The sequence below is a fragment of the Streptomyces sp. NPDC051940 genome (assembly GCF_040680895.1).
Lineage (GTDB): Bacteria > Actinomycetota > Actinomycetes > Streptomycetales > Streptomycetaceae > Streptomyces.
In genome coordinates this window covers 23613-40576 of sequence record NZ_JBFAXR010000034.1, presented here as the reverse complement: position 1 = coordinate 40576, position 16964 = coordinate 23613, and the positions used below count along the sequence as shown (strand labels likewise).

The following is a 16964-nucleotide window of genomic DNA, read 5'->3' as shown; positions in this document are numbered from 1 at the left end:
GTGCACTATCACGAGTCGATGATCGACCTCGTCGGCAACACCCCGCTGCTGAAGCTGGGCCGGGTCACCGAAGGGCTCCGGGCCACGGTGCTGGCGAAGGTCGAGTACTTCAACCCCGGCGGCAGCGTCAAGGACCGCATCGCGGTGCGGATGATCGAGGCCGCGGAGCGCAGCGGGGAGCTCAAGCCGGGCGGCACGATCGTCGAGCCGACGTCCGGCAACACGGGGGTGGGACTGGCGATCGTGGCCCAGCAGAAGGGCTACAAGTGCATCTTCGTCTGCCCGGACAAGGTCTCGACGGACAAGATCAACGTGCTGCGGGCGTACGGCGCCGAGGTCGTCGTCTGCCCGACGGCGGTGGACCCCGAGCACCCGGACTCGTACTACAACGTCTCCGACCGCCTGGTCCGTGAGACGCCCGGCGCCTGGAAGCCCGACCAGTACAGCAACCCCAACAACCCGCTCTCCCACTACGAGTCGACCGGCCCCGAGCTGTGGGAGCAGACCGACGGCCGCATCACCCACTTCGTCGCGGGCGTCGGCACGGGCGGCACGATCTCCGGTACGGGCCGGTATCTGAAGGAGGTCTCCGACGGCCGGGTCAAGGTGATCGGCGCCGACCCGGAGGGCTCGGTCTACTCGGGCGGCAGCGGCCGCCCGTACCTCGTCGAGGGCGTCGGCGAGGACTTCTGGCCCACGGCGTACGACGCGGCCGTCCCGGACGAGATCATCGCCGTATCCGACAAGGACTCCTTCCAGATGACCCGCCGCCTCGCCCGCGAGGAGGGCCTCCTGGTCGGCGGCTCCTGCGGGATGGCGGTCGTCGCGGCGCTGCGCGCGGCGGAGGGGCTCACGGAGGACGACGTGGTCGTGGTCCTGCTGCCGGACAGCGGGCGCGGGTACCTCAGCAAGATCTTCAACGACGACTGGATGGCGGACTACGGCTTCCTCGACGAGGAGAGCTCCTCCGGCCGGGTCTCCGACGTCCTGGCGTACAAGGAGGGCGGCCTGCCCTCGCTGGTGCACATGCACCCGGAGGAGACGGTCGGCCAGGCGATCGAGGTGCTGCGGGAGTACGGCGTCTCGCAGATGCCCGTCGTCAAGCCCGGCGCCGGGCACCCCGACGTGATGGCCGCGGAGGTCGTGGGTTCCGTGGTCGAACGCGACCTGCTGGACGCGCTGTTCGCCCGCCGGGCGGATCTGGCGGACCCGCTGGACAAGCACATGAGCTCGCCGCTGCCGCAGGTCGGCTCGGGCGAGGCGGTGTCGGACCTGATGCCCGTGCTGGAGACGGCGGACGCGGCGATCGTGCTGGTGGAGGGCAAGCCCACCGGGGTGGTGTCCCGCCAGGACCTCCTCGCGTACCTCGCGCACGGGGCGCCGCACTGAGGGCCTCCGGCGGGGTGCGGGACTGAACCGCTCCTGGGGGCTCCGCCCCCGGACCCCCGGGAACCGATCGGCCACCTGAGCGGGGTGCCCTGGGCATCGCCCCCTGGTGGCAGACCGACCGGATGCCGGGGCTTCACCCCACACCCCCGCCGGAGCGGCGCGGCAGCCCGCGGACGCACGGCTGCCGGCCGGCACCCGACCCCGCCGGAGGCGAGCGGTGTGCTCCCGCGGCGGGGGCCGATCCCGGGGTTCGGCCCCCGGGATCACCCGTTCGACGTCTCCAGCGGCGGCAGCAGGCCGTCCTCGTCCCAGGCGGGGCGGCGGGACGCGCGGTGGCGGCCGTCCGGGCGGACGCGGTCGATGACCGTCAGGCCGATGCGGAGCAGGAGCGTCGGGACCACGACGAACAGCAGCGCCCAGAACAGGAGCTGGCCCCAGGGACGGCCCACCGTCCACGGCTGCTCGACGAGCAGATGGTCCCCGTACCGCAGGGAGATCTTGTACGCGCCGTGGTCACCGGCGCCCAGCTCCACCGGCAGTTTGATCTCCGCCTTGCCGCCCGCCTCGATCGTGCCGCGCCACTGCCTGCGCTCCCACTGGGGCGCGAGCACCCCGGAGGAGAGCCCGACCTCGACCACCGGGTTCTTCGCCGGGCGCGCGCCGAGGTTGCCGAGGGTCACCACGAGCGTGCGCTCGGCCGGGGCGCCGAACCAGTTGAGGACGCCGCTCGTGCCCTCGAGGCGCGGCTGGGTGAGCACGGCCAGCGCCTCGCCGCCCTTGTCCTCGGGCAGCGGAGCCGTCTCGTGTCCGGCGATCTTGATCGGCGTACGCGCGAACACGGATCCGCCGGTGACCGGGGCGACGTGCACCACGCACGGGCACGGTTCGGGCGGCTCGGCCACCGGCAGCTCGCGGGTGAACCTCCCCGAACCGTCGGTGGTGGCGACGCGGCTGTCCGTGTTGGCGCAGGAGTTGGTGCCGCCGATCATGTTCTGCCCGCAGATGAGGATCAGCAGCAGCGTCTTCCCGGGCCACCCCTCGCCGCGCACGGTGATCTTCCCGCCGGATCCCGCCTCCTTCGCGGAGAGCGTGACCGTGGGCCTGTCCTCGGCCGCGGCGGCGTGCGCGGGCACGAGCGCGGTCAGCAGCAGGGCGGCCAGGAGCGCGCCCAGGCAGCGGGTGGGACGTCTCGGCGGGCGGCTCATGCGGGTCATGTGGCGACCTCCGTCAGCTGGCAGTCGTCGGACCGGGCGGGGGCCGGGGGGCCGGCCACGTCGGGTGGGGCGGAGGGATGAGCTGTCCGGCGGCGGCGCCGTAGCCACCGGACGGCCGCGGCCGCCCCGGCCGCGAGGGCCGCCCCGGCCGCGGCCCGGCCCCAGGGGACGGACGCGTACCCGGCCCGCGCCGTCGCCCGCGCGCCGCCGGGCGCCGTGACCGTCAGCCGGATGTCGACCGAGTCGAGGGCCGACGTCCCCGGCCAGGGTTCGCTCAGTGTCACCCGCTGCCCGGGCAGCAGCTCCACGCCCAGGTCGCGCGGGCCGTGGCGGAGCACGTCCCCGTAGTAGCCGGCCGCGCGGACGGCGAGCCGGGGGGCGAGGACGGTGGAGCCCCGGTTGACGAGCGCGTAGCTCAGCCTGCCGTCCCGTACCCGGACGTCCTCGATGCCCACCGCGGCCAACGACGGCCCCGTGACCCGCAGATGGACCCGGATGCCGAGGTCGCGGCCGCCCGAGCGCACCACGATCGCCGCCGGATGGTCCCCGGGCACGGCGCCCTCGGGCACGGCCACGGTGAACGGGATCTCCGCCCTCGTCCGCGCGGGGATCTTGAGCTCCCGTTCGGCGAAGCCGAGCCACGCGCCGGTCCGTCCGCCGGCGCGCAGCGCGAAGGAGCCGTCGCCCCGGTTGTACGCGTCGGCGCCGCGCAGCGTCACGCGGCGGTCGGTGGCGCCGGGGTTGGTCACGGCGACGGTGTCCTTCAGTACGGTGCCGGGCGCGCCCTCCAGATAGAAGAACGGCCGCCCGCCCAGGGGCCCGGCGCTCCAGCCGTCGCGCGCCTCGTCGGCGCCGGCGGCGGGGGCGGTGCCCAGGCATGCCAGTACGGCGAGCGCGGCGGCGGCCGGCCACCGCGCCCGCCGGGTGCGGTACTGCATCGCTGGCACTGCCCTCTCCTCGTGACGGACGTGGCGTCGCTGCGCGGAGGGGCTGCCTCAGCCGGCGGCCCGGCGCCGCGTCACCCACAGCACGCCGCCCGCGCCCACCAGCAGCACGGTGCCGCCGAGGGTGCCGAGGGCTGCCGCGGAGTCGGTGGCGCCGGTCTTCGGCAGGCTGCCGCTCCCGCCACTGCTGCTGCCGCCGCCGCTGCTCGACGAGCCGCCGCCGCTGGCGGAGCCGCCGCCGGAGCCGCCCGCGTCGACGACGTCGAGGGTGAGGGAGGGCTTGGGATTGTTGGTCGGGTCGCAGACCGTCTTGGTGCCGGCCGCCGAGATCGTCAGCGTGCTCGGCGTCAGCGTGACCTTGCCGGTGGCGCCCGGCTTGTACGTCCCGGTCATCGGCTCGATCTTGATCGGCTGGTCCTTGGGGATGGCCTCCGAGTTGGGGGTCCCCTGCACCGAGACGGTGCCGGTCTCCGCGCCGCCCAGCTTGATGAGCGCGCTGGGCGTCATGATCCCCTTCGGAAGGTCCACGGGGGCCTTGGAGACGCCGCTCTCGAACGTCATGGTGATCTTGTAACTGCTGCCGCTCTTGACGGCCTTGATGTCGATGGGCGAGACGCCGCTCTGCTCACCGAGCGGCGACTTGCAGTTGTAGTTGACCTGTACGACCTCGGCGTGGGCGGCTGGTGCGGTCAGCAGCGCCACCACTGCGCCGGCCGCCGCCGTGGCGGCCATCCTGCGTTTGCTCTGCACTAACCTCACGCGGCTCACCTCGGGTTCCCGTTTTCTGACGGTACATCAGATAGTGGGCGCTCAAGGTACGCCGGTGATCTCCACGAGGGAAGAGCCAAGAGGCGAATGGTTTACAGGGAGTCCCGCGGCATCACAGGGGCGCCGCCAGCTCCGCCCACACCGTCTTGCCCAGTGAGTCCACCGACCGCTCCACGCCCCACTGGAGACACAGCCGCTGCACGATGAACATCCCGTGCCCGCCCGGACGCGCCGCCCGGTGCGGGGTCCGCGGCGCCGGCGTACCGGGCCCGAGGTCCGCGACCTCGACCCGGATGAGCTTCGCGGCGAGCCGCAGCCGCAGCTCGTCCGGGCCCCCGGCGTGCAGACAGGCGTTGGTGACCAGCTCCGAGACCACGAGCAGCACGTCCTCGACGGCCGCCCGCTGGTCCGCCGTGACCGCCGGCAGCCACCCCCAGTCGCCGAGCGCGGTACGGGCGAAGTCGCGGGCGCGCGGCACCGCGCCGCTGGCGCCCGCCAGCCGCAGCCGTCTGACCTGCCCGATCGGCGGCTCGTCGGCGTCCGGCGAATACGGCTCAGTGGTGCTCATCGCCTCACCTCACCATTCTTCCGGCACACCGGAAATCGCCGCCTCGGCCCGTTCACGTCATCCCTGCCCGTCATGAGTTTCGCCAGGGCTTCTGCCCGGCGGGCCCGCGAGAACACCCACAACTTTTCGCCGCCCGTCCCGCCGGGGTCCCGGCGGCGGTCCCCCCGGCGGACTCACGTCACTCCCGGAGCGCGTCCTGCAGGGTGTCGTGCACGGTGAACACCGCTCCCGCGCCTGTGATCTCGAACACCCGGGCAACGGCCGGCAGCATCGCGGCGAGATGCACGCCGCCGCCGGCGGCCTGCGCCCTCAGCCGCGCGCCGAGCAGCACGTTGAGCCCCGTCGAATCACAGAAGGCCAGTTCGGAGCAGTCGACGACCAGCCGGCTGACCCCTTCTTCCAGACTCCGCTCGAGCGGCACCCGCAGCAGGTCCGCCGTATGAAAGTCGAGTTCCCCCTTGGGGGTGAAGACGGCGGAGCCTCCCTCGCGCCGCACCTCGACGCGGAGCCGGCCCTGACTCACGTTGCCGACCATCCCGCGGTCCATGCGCGACCTCCTGATCACGTTCGGCTCTCGACCGTACCGGGCCATTATCCGCTGCCGGCGCGGTGTAGGGGTCCTCACGTTCTCCGCCGGAACAACCGCTCATTTACGGTCAAATACGGACATCACTTACTTGCCATCCGGGGTGCGGAGCGGGTAGGGCTAGAAGTGCTGTATCCCGATCGACGGCTTGGAGGACGCCGCAGAACACAGCGTGACGAGATGGCTTCGGCAGCCGTATGCCGAGAAACGATGGAGGACACGATGTCACCCCGGCTCGACGAGCGAACCGCGTCGTCGGCACCCGCCCTCCCGGGCCCGAGGACCGCCGAAGGCAGCAACCCCCCGGGACAGTCAGCCCAACAACCGGACAGCGACCCCCTCATCGCGGACCTCGTCGCGGAGCTCGCGGAGCTGCCGCCGTACGACGAGGTGGCGCCCCAGGACGCGCGGGCCCTGTCCCGGACCCTCTTCGCCCGGCTCCGGACGCTGGAAGAGGGCACCCACGAGTACGCGTACGTACGCAACACGCTGGTCGAACTCAATCTCGCCCTGGTCAAGTTCGCGGCCTCCCGGTTCCGCTCCCGCAGCGAGCCGATGGAGGACATCATCCAGGTCGGCACCATCGGCCTGATCAAGGCCATCGACCGGTTCGAACTGACCCGCGGGGTGGAGTTCCCCACCTTCGCGATGCCGACGATCGTCGGCGAGATCAAGCGCTTCTTCCGTGACACGTCCTGGTCCGTCCGGGTGCCGCGGCGGCTGCAGGAGCTCCGCCTGGACCTGGCGAAGGCCGGCGACGAGCTGGCCCAGCAGCTGGACCGGGCGCCCACCGTGGGCGAACTGGCCGAGAAACTCGACCTGTCCCGGGACGAGGTCGTCGAGGGCATGGCGGCGAGCAACGCCTACACCGCCAGCTCCCTGGACGCCCAGCCCGAGGAGGACGAGTCGGAGGGCGCGCTGGCGGACCGCATCGGCTACGAGGACCAGGGCCTCGAGGGCATCGAGTACGTCGAGTCCCTGAAGCCGCTGATCGCGCAACTCCCGCCGCGCGACCGCAGGATCCTCTCGCTGCGCTTCGTCGCCAACATGACCCAGTCCGAGATCGGCGAGGAGCTCGGCATCTCCCAGATGCACGTCTCCCGGCTGCTGTCGCGGACCCTCGGCCGGCTGCGCAGCGGCCTGATGGCCGAGGACTGAGCGCCTCCGGCGGGGTGGGTCACCGACGAGGAGGGCGGCGCCGGTCCGACGGACCGGCGCCGCCGTCCGTGCTCAGTCCCCGAACGCCACCGCCGCCGGGACCAGTTCGCCCTTCGCCCACACCGCCGCCACCAGCGGCACGCCCGGCCGGTACGCCAGGTGCACATGGCTCGGCGCGTCCAGCAGCGCCACGTCCGCCCGGGCGCCGGGCGACAGCCGGCCCACGTCGTCGCGGCGCAGGGCCGCCGCGCCGCCCGCGGTCGCGGACCACAGGGCCTCGTCAGGCGTCATCCCCATCTCCCGTACGGCGACGGCGACGCAGAACGGCATCGAACTCGTGAAGGACGACCCGGGGTTGCAGTCCGTGGACAGCGCCACGGTCACCCCGGCGTCCAGCAGCCGCCGCGCGTCGGGGTAGACCGCGCGGGTGGAGAACTCGCAGCCGGGCAGGAGGGTCGCCACCGTCGTACCGGACGCGAGGGCGTCGACGTCCGTGTCCGTGAGGTGTGTGAGATGGTCGGCGGACGCCGCCCCCAGCTCCACGGCGAGCTGCACGCCCGGCCCGTACGACAGCTGGTTGGCGTGCACCCGCGGGATCAGCCCGCGCTCGATGCCGGCCGTGAGGATCGCGCGCGCCTGGTCGCCGTCGAAGGCGCCCTTCTCGCAGAACACGTCGACCCAGCGGGCGTACGGCGCACAGGCGTCGAGCATCGGGCCGGTGACCAGGGCGACGTACCCGGCGGGGTCGTCGGCGAACTCGGGGGCGACGACGTGGGCGCCGAGGTAGGTGACCTCCTCCAGGTGCGCCGCCGCGACCGCCAGCGAGCGGGCCTCGTCCTCCACGGTCAGCCCGTAGCCGGACTTCGTCTCCACCGTCGTCGTGCCCTGCCGGCGCATCTCGGCGAGGTGGTGGCGCAGGTTGGCGTCCAGGACGTTGTTCGAGGCGGTGCGGGTGGCCCGGACCGTCGTACGGATGCCGCCGGCGGTGTAGGGGCGGCCCGACATCCGGGCGTTGAACTCCTCGGTGCGGTCGCCCGCGAAGACCAGGTGCGAGTGCGAGTCGACGAAGCCGGGGATCACGGCGCGGCCGCCCGCGTCCACCCCGTTGTCGGCGGGCGGGGCGCCCGCCGCGCTGCCCGCGTAGACGATCCGCTCGCCGTCCATGACGAGGGCGGCGTCCCGCACCAGCCCCAGCGGCCCGTCCCCGAGCGACGGGTCGTTGGTGACCAGGGTGCCGATGTTGGTGATGACGGTGGACTGGGTCATGCCTCGATCACCTGCCGGATGGCCGCGGTCAGCGCCGCGGGTACGTCGTCGATGAGGGTGTGGACGCCGTCGCGGACGATATGCCGCCCGCCGACGACGGTGTGCCGTATGTCGGCGGCCGAGGCGGCGTACACGGCCGCCTCCGCGGTGGCGCCCGCGCCCGCCGTACGCACCGAGTCCAGTGCGACGGTCGCGAAGTCGGCGTGCGCGCCCACCGCGATACGGCCCGCGTCGTCCCAGCCGAGCGCGGTGTGCGCGGTGGCGGCCCCGAGCAGCTGGGCCGCGGTCCAGTGGCCGCGCCGGTGCGTACGGAGGCGCTCGTCGAGCTCCATCGCCCGCGCCTCCTCCAGCAGGTCGATGACGGCGTGGCTGTCGCTGCCCAGCGACAGCGGCGAGCCGGCCCGCTGTACGTCGACGGCGGGCCCGATGCCGTCGGCGAGGTCGCGCTCGGTGGTGGGGCACATGCACACGCCGGTGCCGGTGCCGCCGAGGAGCGCGATGTCCTCCTCGGTGAGATGGGTGGCGTGCACGGCGGTGGTGCGGGGCCCGAGCGCGCCGTGGTCCGCGAGGAGGCGGGTCGGAGTGCGGCCGTGGGCCCGCAGGCACGCCTCGTTCTCGGCGGTCTGCTCGGAGAGGTGGACGTGCAGCGGGCCGTCGAGCGCGGTGGCCACCGTGTGCAGCGCGTCGGCGGGCACGGCCCGTACGGAGTGGATGGCGGCGCCGATAACGGTGTTGGCGTCGCCCTTCAGGGCCGAGGCCCGCTCGGCCCACGCGTCCGCCGTGCCGTCGCTGAAGCGCAGCTGGTGATCGTTGGGCGGCTCGCCGAAGCCCGACGACAGGTACGCCGTGTCGAGGAGCGTGATCCGGATCCCGGCGTCGGCGGCGGCCTGGACGAGGGCGTGGCCCATGGCGTTGGCGTCGCCGTAGGGGATGCCGCCGGGGGCGTGGTGGAGGTAGTGGAACTCGCCGACGGCGGTGACGCCGGCGAGCGCCATCTCGGCGTACACGGCGCGCGCGAGTTCGTGGTACGACTCGGGCGTGAGCCGGTCCGCGGCCCGGTACATCAGCTCGCGCCACGTCCAGAAGGTGCCCTTGTCCCGCTGCACGTGGCCGCGCAGCGCGCGGTGGAAGGCGTGGCTGTGGGCGTTCGCGAGCCCGGGAACGGTGAGCCCTCGCAGACGGGCGGCGCCCCCGGGCTCGGCGCCCTCGGTCAGGGCGGTGATCCGGCCGTCGGCGACGTCGATGAGCACGGAGTCCGCGACCCGGTCGCCGAGCCAGGCGTGCTCGGCCCAGTAGGAGGAGGACGTCATGCGTTCCTCCGGCAACGGCTCAGGCGGCGCGAAGCGCCGGTATCAGCCCGTCCGGCGTCTGAGGACGAGCGCCGCCAGGCGCGACGGGGTCCGGGGCGGAGCCCCGGCAGCGCGACGCGACCACTCACCCGCACGCGAGGTCCTCCAGTACGTCCGCCAGTGCCAGCACGCCCGCCACGCAGTCGTCCTCCGTCGCCGACTCGGCCGGGGAGTGCGAGATCCCGGTCGGGTTCCTGACGTACAGCATGGCGGTCGGGATCACCCCCGACAGGATTCCCGCATCGTGTCCCGCCCCCGTGGGGAGCAGCGGCACGCCGCCGAGCCGCGCCGCGAGGCGGTCGCGCAGGCCGTGCTCGAAGTCGATGACCGGCGTGTACGACTCCCGCGTCACCGACACGGCCGTACCGTCACGGCCCGCACGCTCCGCGGCGGCCTCCTCGACGGCGGCCACCAGCTCGGTGAGCGTCGCGTCGTCTGCGGCCCGTGAGTCGAGCCAGCCGCGCACCAGCGACGGGATCGCGTTGACACCGTTGGGCTCCACGCTGACCTTGCCGAACGTGGCCCGCGCCCCGGCCAGGGCGGCCTTCTTGCGGGCCGCCAGCACGGTGAACGCGTACGTGAGCATGGGGTCCCGGCGGTCCTCCATCCGGGTCGTCCCCGCGTGGTTCGCCTCGCCGCGGAAGTCGAAGCGCCAGCGCCCGTGCGGCCAGATCGCGGAGGCGACGCCCACCGCGTGCGGCCCCGCGGCGGAGCCGCTGTCGGACAGAGCCGCCAGGGCCACGCCCTGCTCGACGTGCAGCTCGACGAACGCGCCGATACGGGCGAGCCGTTCCGGGTCCGCGCCGATGGCGGAGGCGTCGTAACCCGCCTTCTCCATCGCCTGGGGCAGCGTGATGCCGTCCGCGTCGCGCAGCTCGTGCGCCTGCTCGACGCTCAGCTGCCCGGCGGTGAGCCGCGAGCCGACGCAGGCCAGCCCGAAGCGGGCGCCCTCCTCGTCACCGAAGTTGACGATGCCGAAGGGCTTGGCGAAGACGACGCCGCGCCGCCGCAGCTCGTCCAGCGCGGCGAAGGCGGAGACGACGCCCAGCGGACCGTCGAAGGCGCCGCCGTCCGGCACGGAGTCCAGGTGCGAACCGGTGACCACGGCGTCCCCGCGGGAGGGGTCACCGAGCCAGGCCCACTGGTTGCCGTTGCGGTCCACCTCGTAGAACAGTCCGCGGGCCTCCGCCTGGGCCTGGAACCACAGCCGGCAGTCCGCGTCGGCCGGGGTCCAGGCGAAGCGGCGGTAGCCGCCGGAGGCGGAGCTGCGGCCGATCGGCAGCAGCCCCGCCCACATGCTGTGGAACGTGGAACTCACCGATCGTCGCCCTCACGCATCGGCACCCGCACGTCCCGCTCGGCGGCGACCTCGTCGGCCCGCTCGTAGCCGGCGTCGACGTGCCGGATGACGCCCATGCCGGGGTCGTTCGTCAGCACTCGGCGGATCTTCTCGCCCGCCAGCGCCGTACCGTCGGCGACGGTGACCTGGCCGGCGTGGATGGAGCGGCCCATGCCGACGCCGCCGCCGTGGTGCAGGGACACCCAGGAGGCGCCGGAGGCCACGTTGACCATGGCGTTGAGCAGCGGCCAGTCGGCGATGGCGTCGGAGCCGTCGAGCATGGCCTCGGTCTCGCGGTACGGGGAGGCCACCGAGCCGCAGTCGAGGTGGTCGCGGCCGATGACGACGGGGGCCTTCAGCGTGCCGTCGGCGACCATCTCGTTGAAGCGCTCACCGGCCTTGTCGCGCTCGCCGTAGCCGAGCCAGCAGATCCGGGCGGGCAGGCCCTGGAAGTGGACGCGCTCGCCGGCCATCTTGATCCACCGGGCGAGGGACTCGTTCTCGGGGAAGAGCTCGAGGATCGCCTTGTCCGTCTTGTGGATGTCGGAGGCCTCACCGGACAGCGCCGCCCAGCGGAAGGGGCCCTTGCCCTCGCAGAACAGCGGCCGGATGTACGCCGGGACGAAGCCGGGGAACGCGAACGCCCGGTCGTAGCCGGCCAGCTGGGCCTCGCCGCGGATGGAGTTGCCGTAGTCGAAGACCTCGGCGCCCGCGTCCATGAAGCCGACCATGGCCTCGACGTGCCGGGCCATGGACTCGCGGGCCTTCGTGGTGAAGCCGGCCGGGTCCTTGGCGGCGGCGTCCGCCATATCGTCGAAGTCGATCCCGAGCGGCAGGTACGCCAGCGGGTCGTGGGCGGAGGTCTGGTCGGTGACGATGTCGATGGGCGCGCCCATCGCGAGCAGCTGCGGCAGCAGCTCGGCGGCGTTGCCCAGCACGCCGATGGAGAGCGGCTTGCGCTGCGCCTTGGCCTCCTCGGCGAGCTGCAGGGCGTGGCTGAGGCTGTCGGCCTTCACGTCCAGGTAGCGGTGCTCGATCCGGCGGTCGATGGCGCGCGGGTCGCAGTCGATGCAGATGGCGACGCCGTCGTTCATCGTGACGGCCAGCGGCTGGGCGCCGCCCATGCCGCCGAGGCCGGCGGTCAGGGTGATCGTCCCGGCGAGCGTGCCGCCGAAGCGCTTGGCGGCGACCGCGGCGAAGGTCTCGTACGTGCCCTGCAGGATGCCCTGCGTGCCGATGTAGATCCACGAGCCCGCGGTCATCTGGCCGTACATGGTCAGGCCCAGGGCCTCCAGCCGGCGGAACTCCTCCCAGTTGGCCCAGTCGCCGACCAGGTTGGAGTTGGCGATCAGCACGCGCGGGGCCCACTCGTGGGTCTGCATCACGCCGACCGGGCGGCCGGACTGGACCAGCATGGTCTCGTCCTGCCTGAGCCCCTGGAGGGTGCGCACCATGGCGTCGAAGGACCGCCAGTCGCGGGCCGCCTTGCCGGTGCCGCCGTAGACGACGAGCTTGTCCGGGTGCTCCGCGACCTCCGGGTCGAGATTGTTCTGCAGCATGCGCAGGGCGGCTTCCTGCTGCCATCCCTGGGCGCTCAGCTCCGTACCGCGCGGAGCCCGCACGGGCCTGGGTCCTGACATGGCGCCGTCCTCCCTGACGTCGTCCGACTGAATGATCCGCTGCACATCCTTCCTCGCTGAATACTTTCAGTCAACACACCCGGGGTCCGGGTCGCGGCCGTCACGGCGGGCCGCACGATCACTAGTGGTCTAGACCTCTGACAGAATTGGCCGGTTCTGTCCATACTTTGGACGTCCTTCCGCGCGATCCACCACCGGGTGATTGACTTCCGGCATGGCTCTCGAACACACCCTCCCGGCGCCCCATGACCTCCTCGCAGCCCGTCGCGAGACGGCCGTACGGGCCGCCGTAGCCGAGGGCCTGGTCTCCGACGACGAGCCGGTCGCCGCGCTGCTGGACGCCGACGCGGTGCGCGAGTCGGCCCGTGCGCTGCACGGGGCCTTCGCCGAGGTCGCCGCGCCCGGCCAGCGGATCCTGCACGCCTTCGCGGTGAAGGCCGCCTCCCTCGTACCCGTCCTGCGGCTGCTCGACGCGGAGGGCGTCGGAGCCGAGGTCGCCAGCCCCGGCGAGCTGGCCCTGGCGCGGGCGGCGGGCGTCGCCTCGTCCCGTACCGTCTTCGACTCCCCGGCCAAGACGCACGCCGAGCTGCGCCAGGCGCTGGCGCTGGGCATCGCCGTGAACGCGGACAACCCCGAGGAGCTGACACGCCTGGACGCGCTGATGGCGGACGCCATGACCAGCTCCCCGATCGGCATCCGGGTCAACCCGCAGCTGGGCGCGGGCGCCATCGACGCGATGTCGACGGCCACCGCCACCTCGAAGTTCGGCGTCGCGCTGCGCGATCCGGGCGCCCGCGACTGGGTCGTACGCGCCTACCTCGACCGCCCCTGGCTCACCACCCTGCACAACCACACCGGCTCCCAGGGCATCCCGCTGGAGCTGATGGCGGCGGGCGTGCGGGAGCTGTACGCCCTCGCCGAGGAGATCAACGAGGCGGCGGGCCGCCGCCAGATCACGACCCTCGACATCGGCGGCGGCCTCCCGGTCAACTTCACCTCCGACGAGGTGACGCCGTCGTTCACCGACTACGCCCAGCTCCTGCGGCGCGAGGTCCCCGGCCTGTTCTCCGGCGCGTACGGCCTGGTCACGGAGTTCGGCCGGGCACTGCTCGCCAAGGCCGGCACGGTCCTGGCCCGGGTGGAGTACGCCAAGTCGGCCGGCGGCCGGCCCATCGCGGTGACGCACGCGGGCGTCCAGGTGGCGGTGCGCACGGTCTTCGCCCCCGAGGCGTGGCCGCTGCGCGTCACGGCGTACGACGCGAAGGGCGTGCCGAAGACCGGCGCCCCGGTCGCCCAGGACGTCGCCGGCCCGGCCTGCTTCGCGGGGGACCTCGTCGCCCGCGACCGCGCGCTGCCGCGCCTGGCGGCGGGCGACCACGTGGCACTGCTGGACACGGGGGCGTACTACTTCTCCACCCCGTTCTCCTACAACAGCCTCGCCCGCCCCGGCGTCTACGGCTTCACCGCCGACCCGGCCACGGACACGGTCCGCTTCGCCCGCCTGCGCCGCCCGCAGTCGCTGACCGAGATCGTCGCGGAGTCGGGCGGCGCGTACGGGGACGCGCTCACGGGGCTGTGAAGGCCCCGGGCGACCGGGCATCCTTGACACCTCTACGGAGGGGGAGGGCGTCGTGGCCGTCGCGGAGGGCTCAGCGCTGACCGGTATGGCAGCGCTGCTGGACCGTTCATGGACGCTCATGGGGGAGGCCGCCGCCGACGCGCGGCGCTTCGACCGGGAGACCGTCCGGGCCGTCGCCGACGTCTGGGACAACAACACCTTCCCCTTCTTCCGCGCGGCCACGGCACGCACCCCCTGGGTCGGGGAGCGCCGCGCCACCAGGGCTCTGCGCTGGATGGCGGACCTCGGGCCGGAGCGGTGGCGGTGGGTGGCGGAGCAGTCGGCCCGCGCCAGACACCCGGCGGAGGGGCTGCTGCTGCCCGTCCCCATGCCGGGGCCCGCATTCCGCGACTACCGCGGGGTCGTCGTTCCGTCGCCGGAGCCGCTGACGCAGTCGTGGGCCGCGGAACTGGCCTCCGGATACGAGCTGTCCGGGGCGGTGCTGCGCTCCGCGACGGTGGAGCGGCGGGGCGACAGGCTGACAGCCGCGGTGACTCTGTCCGTACCGCGCGCCTTCGACACCCGGGCGGACGACCCGGCGGTGCTGGCGCTGTGGCTGGAGGGGGTGGAGGAGGTGTCCCTCGACAGCACGGACGCCACCGGGGCGGATCTCGCCTGCACGGCAGACCACGTGGTGCTGGGCCTGGGGCGTGCAGGGCTGCTGAGGGCCGCACGGGGACACGGGTGCCTCGACGATCCGTACTGGCATCAGTCGGCGGCCGGCCGCCGGGCGGACGCCCTCGTGCCGGCGCGCGGGTACCGCCGCCGGCGCGAACCTTCGCCACCGCGCGGCCGGCTGACTCCGGCGGCCACCGCCGCGGCGCGGCTGCTGCACCGGGCGGTGATCGAGATCCGCATGGTCCGCGTCCCTTCCGAGGCCGCGACCACACCGGTCGAGGGACTGTGCCGCGCCTTCGCCGGCAGCGGATCGGGCGTGCTCGACGCGTCCCGGAGAGGTCGTGAGGCCGCGTTCCGGGAGCTGGTCGAGGGCTGGATCACCCGGGGCGGTACGGAGCTGGCACCGTGGTTCGCCGCCCGGATGAGGGAGATGGAGCCCGGGGAGACACGCGCTGCGGCACGCGAGGGGCAGGCCGCGCCGCCCGCGCCCCCCACACCGCCGAGCGGCACCCGCCCGTCGGAGGCCGGACTCGTGCTGGCCGAATACCGGGCCGAGCACGCGAAGTTCGGTGTACGGCGTGCTGCCACCGCCCTCGCCCTCCTGGCCGTGCCGCTCCCCGGCGCCTCGCCCGAGGCGCCCTGGCGGCTGCGCACGGTGGAGGTCCCGCGGCCGGAGCGCTTCCGGCTGCACACGCAGGCGTTCGACGGCGCGGGCGCACTGCGGATCGCGGGCCGCGCACGCGCGGCGCAGGCGATGGCCCTGCACGAGGGCGCGCTGCGGATCGCCGCGGCCCGGGCGGACGGACGAGGCTAGTAACCCGCCCCCACGTCCACCGTCAGCTCCGGCCGGCGGCCCTCGCGCAGGGCCGCGAGGCACGCGGCGAAGTCGGCGACGACGTCCTCGTCCGCCGTGATGCCCGCCGAGTGCGAGGTCACCACCGTGTGCGGCAGGCGCCAGCACAGGGCGTCCGGGTCCGCCGGCTCGTCCGGTACGACGTCGAGCACCGCCCGGCGGACCCTTCCCGCCTCCAGGGCCGCCTCCAGGGCGGCCAGGTCCGTCGTCGCACCCCGCCCGACGTTGACGTACATCGCCCCGCGCATCGCGCCGAAGCGGCGGGCGTCGAAGTAGCCCTCGGTCTGCGGGGTCAGCGGGAGGACGTTGACGATCCACGACGCCTCGCCGAGCAGGGAGTCGGCCCGCTCCGCGTCGACCACCTCGGCGAAGCCCTCGACGGGCCGCGGCCTGCGGGCGACGCCGACGGTCCGCACGCCGACGCGGCCCAGCAGCGCGCCGACCGCCGAGCCGATGCGGCCCGTGCCGTGCACCACCGCGAGCCGGCCCGCCACCAGCTCGCCGGGGACGCACCGCCACTCGGCGCGGGCCTGGCGGTCCACGTACTCCGGCACGTACTGGGCGTCGGCGAGCACCCAGCCCAGCACGTACTGGGCGATCCGCTCGGTCATCCGGCCGACGGTACGGGTGAGCAGGGCGCCGGGCGGCCAGTCGCCGCCGCGCAGGACGGCGTCGTTGCCGGCGAACGTGCTGTGGAACCAGCGCAGGCCGTCCGTGCGCAGGGCCGCGGGCAGCCCGTGGCCGACGTACACGAACGCGCCGGCGGGCACCTCCCCGCGCCAGAGCCGGGGCTCGCGGCCGGCGGCCCGGGCCAGGCCCTGGTGGACCTCCGGCCCGAGGCCGGGGTCGGCGAGCAGTTCCGCGGTCGTCAGGAAGTCGTCGTAGCGCACCCGGCGAATCTACGCGAGGACACCCGGACCCCGGCGCCGCACCGCCCGCGCGCACTCAACGCCGCGCGGGTGCGGACTCAACGCCGCGCGCCCGCCCCCGCCTTGGGCCGCCGCGTGCCGCCCGGCTTCGCGTCGCCGGCGCCGATGCCCGTCGTACGGTACGACTCGACGTGCTTCCCGGCGGGGCCGCCGCGGCGGCTGCCCGCGTCCGGGCTGACCCACAGCAGCTCCTCCGCGCCGCGCTCGCGCCCGCCGAGCCACAGCGACTTGGCCCACAGCCCGGCGCCCGCGCCCGCGAGGGCGAGCCCGAGGGCGCCCGGTACGGCGAAGTTCGCGCCGACGGCGGCCAGGAAGGCCGCCAGCAGCCACCACCGGTGCCGGCTGCGCCAGGCGCGCACGGTGACCGCGCGGTCCTGCAGGATGACCGACCGCTGCGCGCGCTCGGCGCCGGCGGCCAACTGCACGTACCTTCCACGTCGTACGAAGAAGACGACCACCGCGACCACCAGGAACAGCGCCGCGCCCGCGTACACGCCGATCCACCGCCCGGTGATCCCCGGCACGAAGCCGCCGACCCCTCCGGCGACCAGCCCCAGCAAGAACAACGGGGAAGCCCCCGCCCGTACCAGCACCGCCACCCTCGCCAGTGCCTCCACACCGCCGCGTGCCACGCCCCACCTCCGCGCGAACGACTCCCAAACGCCTCTGCGGCCGGAGGCTACCGACGGTTGATGAGAATCGCATTAGCCCTGACAAACTCCGCG

The 16964-nt window shown here is 73.9% G+C and carries 15 protein-coding genes; 4 read left to right on the top strand and 11 right to left on the bottom strand.

Annotated features, from left to right (window positions below; translation table 11 throughout):
- Positions 1-1389 carry a cystathionine beta-synthase gene (locus tag AB0M28_RS16030; protein WP_365404085.1) on the top strand — a complete coding sequence of 463 codons (1389 nt, stop codon included), beginning with the start codon at positions 1-3 and terminating at the stop codon, positions 1387-1389.
- A 263-nt stretch (positions 1390-1652) separates the two neighbouring features.
- Here AB0M28_RS16030 and AB0M28_RS16025 read toward each other — a convergent pair whose 3' ends face one another.
- From AB0M28_RS16025 to AB0M28_RS16005, 5 genes are all read right to left on the bottom strand, one after another.
- Positions 1653-2603 (bottom strand): hypothetical protein, encoded by a 951-nt coding sequence (locus tag AB0M28_RS16025; RefSeq protein ID WP_365404083.1) that lies wholly within the window; start codon positions 2601-2603, stop codon positions 1653-1655.
- Positions 2600-3541, bottom strand: coding sequence for a hypothetical protein (locus tag AB0M28_RS16020; protein WP_365404162.1), 942 nt, complete (start codon positions 3539-3541; stop codon positions 2600-2602). The genes AB0M28_RS16025 and AB0M28_RS16020 overlap by 4 nt, the downstream gene beginning before the upstream one ends.
- A 57-nt stretch (positions 3542-3598) precedes the next feature.
- Positions 3599-4279, bottom strand: coding sequence for an LPXTG cell wall anchor domain-containing protein (locus AB0M28_RS16015; RefSeq protein ID WP_365404159.1), 681 nt, complete (start codon positions 4277-4279; stop codon positions 3599-3601).
- 148 nt (positions 4280-4427) lie between these two features.
- Complete coding sequence (locus tag AB0M28_RS16010; protein ID WP_365404080.1) at positions 4428-4883, bottom strand: ATP-binding protein; 456 nt, start codon at positions 4881-4883, stop codon at positions 4428-4430.
- A 178-nt stretch (positions 4884-5061) separates the two neighbouring features.
- Positions 5062-5430, bottom strand: coding sequence for an STAS domain-containing protein (locus AB0M28_RS16005; RefSeq protein ID WP_365404077.1), 369 nt, complete (start codon positions 5428-5430; stop codon positions 5062-5064).
- Between the two features lie 261 nt (positions 5431-5691).
- On the opposite strand from AB0M28_RS16005, the gene AB0M28_RS16000 reads away from it, so the two are divergent.
- Entirely contained in the window at positions 5692-6627 is a 936-nt protein-coding gene (locus AB0M28_RS16000) for an RNA polymerase sigma factor SigF (RefSeq protein WP_365404074.1), read from the top strand.
- A gap of 72 nt (positions 6628-6699) precedes the next feature.
- Here AB0M28_RS16000 and hutI read toward each other — a convergent pair whose 3' ends face one another.
- The 4 genes from hutI to hutU all read right to left on the bottom strand — a co-directional run bounded on the left by hutI (position 6700) and on the right by hutU (position 12221).
- Positions 6700-7893 (bottom strand): imidazolonepropionase, encoded by a 1194-nt coding sequence (gene hutI, locus AB0M28_RS15995; RefSeq protein ID WP_365404072.1) that lies wholly within the window; start codon positions 7891-7893, stop codon positions 6700-6702.
- Positions 7890-9203, bottom strand: a complete 1314-nt coding sequence (locus AB0M28_RS15990) for a formimidoylglutamate deiminase (protein ID WP_365404069.1) — start codon at positions 9201-9203, stop codon at positions 7890-7892. Before AB0M28_RS15990 ends, hutI begins: the two co-directional genes overlap by 4 nt.
- A 124-nt stretch (positions 9204-9327) precedes the next feature.
- Entirely contained in the window at positions 9328-10560 is a 1233-nt protein-coding gene (locus AB0M28_RS15985; protein ID WP_365404066.1) for an allantoate amidohydrolase, read from the bottom strand.
- Positions 10557-12221: a urocanate hydratase gene (hutU, locus tag AB0M28_RS15980; RefSeq protein WP_365404063.1), complete on the bottom strand. Its 1665-nt coding sequence runs from the start codon at positions 12219-12221 to the stop codon at positions 10557-10559. Before hutU ends, AB0M28_RS15985 begins: the two co-directional genes overlap by 4 nt.
- A 214-nt stretch (positions 12222-12435) precedes the next feature.
- On the opposite strand from hutU, the gene AB0M28_RS15975 reads away from it, so the two are divergent.
- Together AB0M28_RS15975 and AB0M28_RS15970 are read left to right on the top strand one after the other, a co-directional pair.
- The gene (locus AB0M28_RS15975; protein WP_365404061.1) at positions 12436-13800 is read left to right on the top strand and encodes a diaminopimelate decarboxylase; all 1365 of its coding nucleotides are present in this window, start codon (positions 12436-12438) and stop codon (positions 13798-13800) included.
- 52 nt (positions 13801-13852) lie between these two features.
- Positions 13853-15271: a hypothetical protein gene (locus AB0M28_RS15970; protein ID WP_365404058.1), complete on the top strand. Its 1419-nt coding sequence runs from the start codon at positions 13853-13855 to the stop codon at positions 15269-15271.
- Here the strand turns inward: AB0M28_RS15970 and AB0M28_RS15965 are convergent.
- A complete protein-coding gene (locus tag AB0M28_RS15965; RefSeq protein WP_365404055.1) occupies positions 15268-16200 on the bottom strand; it encodes an NAD(P)-dependent oxidoreductase in 933 nt (310 codons plus the stop codon). The genes AB0M28_RS15970 and AB0M28_RS15965 overlap by 4 nt on opposite strands.
- A 77-nt stretch (positions 16201-16277) precedes the next feature.
- On the bottom strand, positions 16278-16871 hold the full coding sequence (locus tag AB0M28_RS15960; protein ID WP_365404052.1) for a hypothetical protein: 594 nt from the start codon (positions 16869-16871) through the stop codon (positions 16278-16280).
- Positions 16872-16964 lie beyond the last annotated feature (93 nt).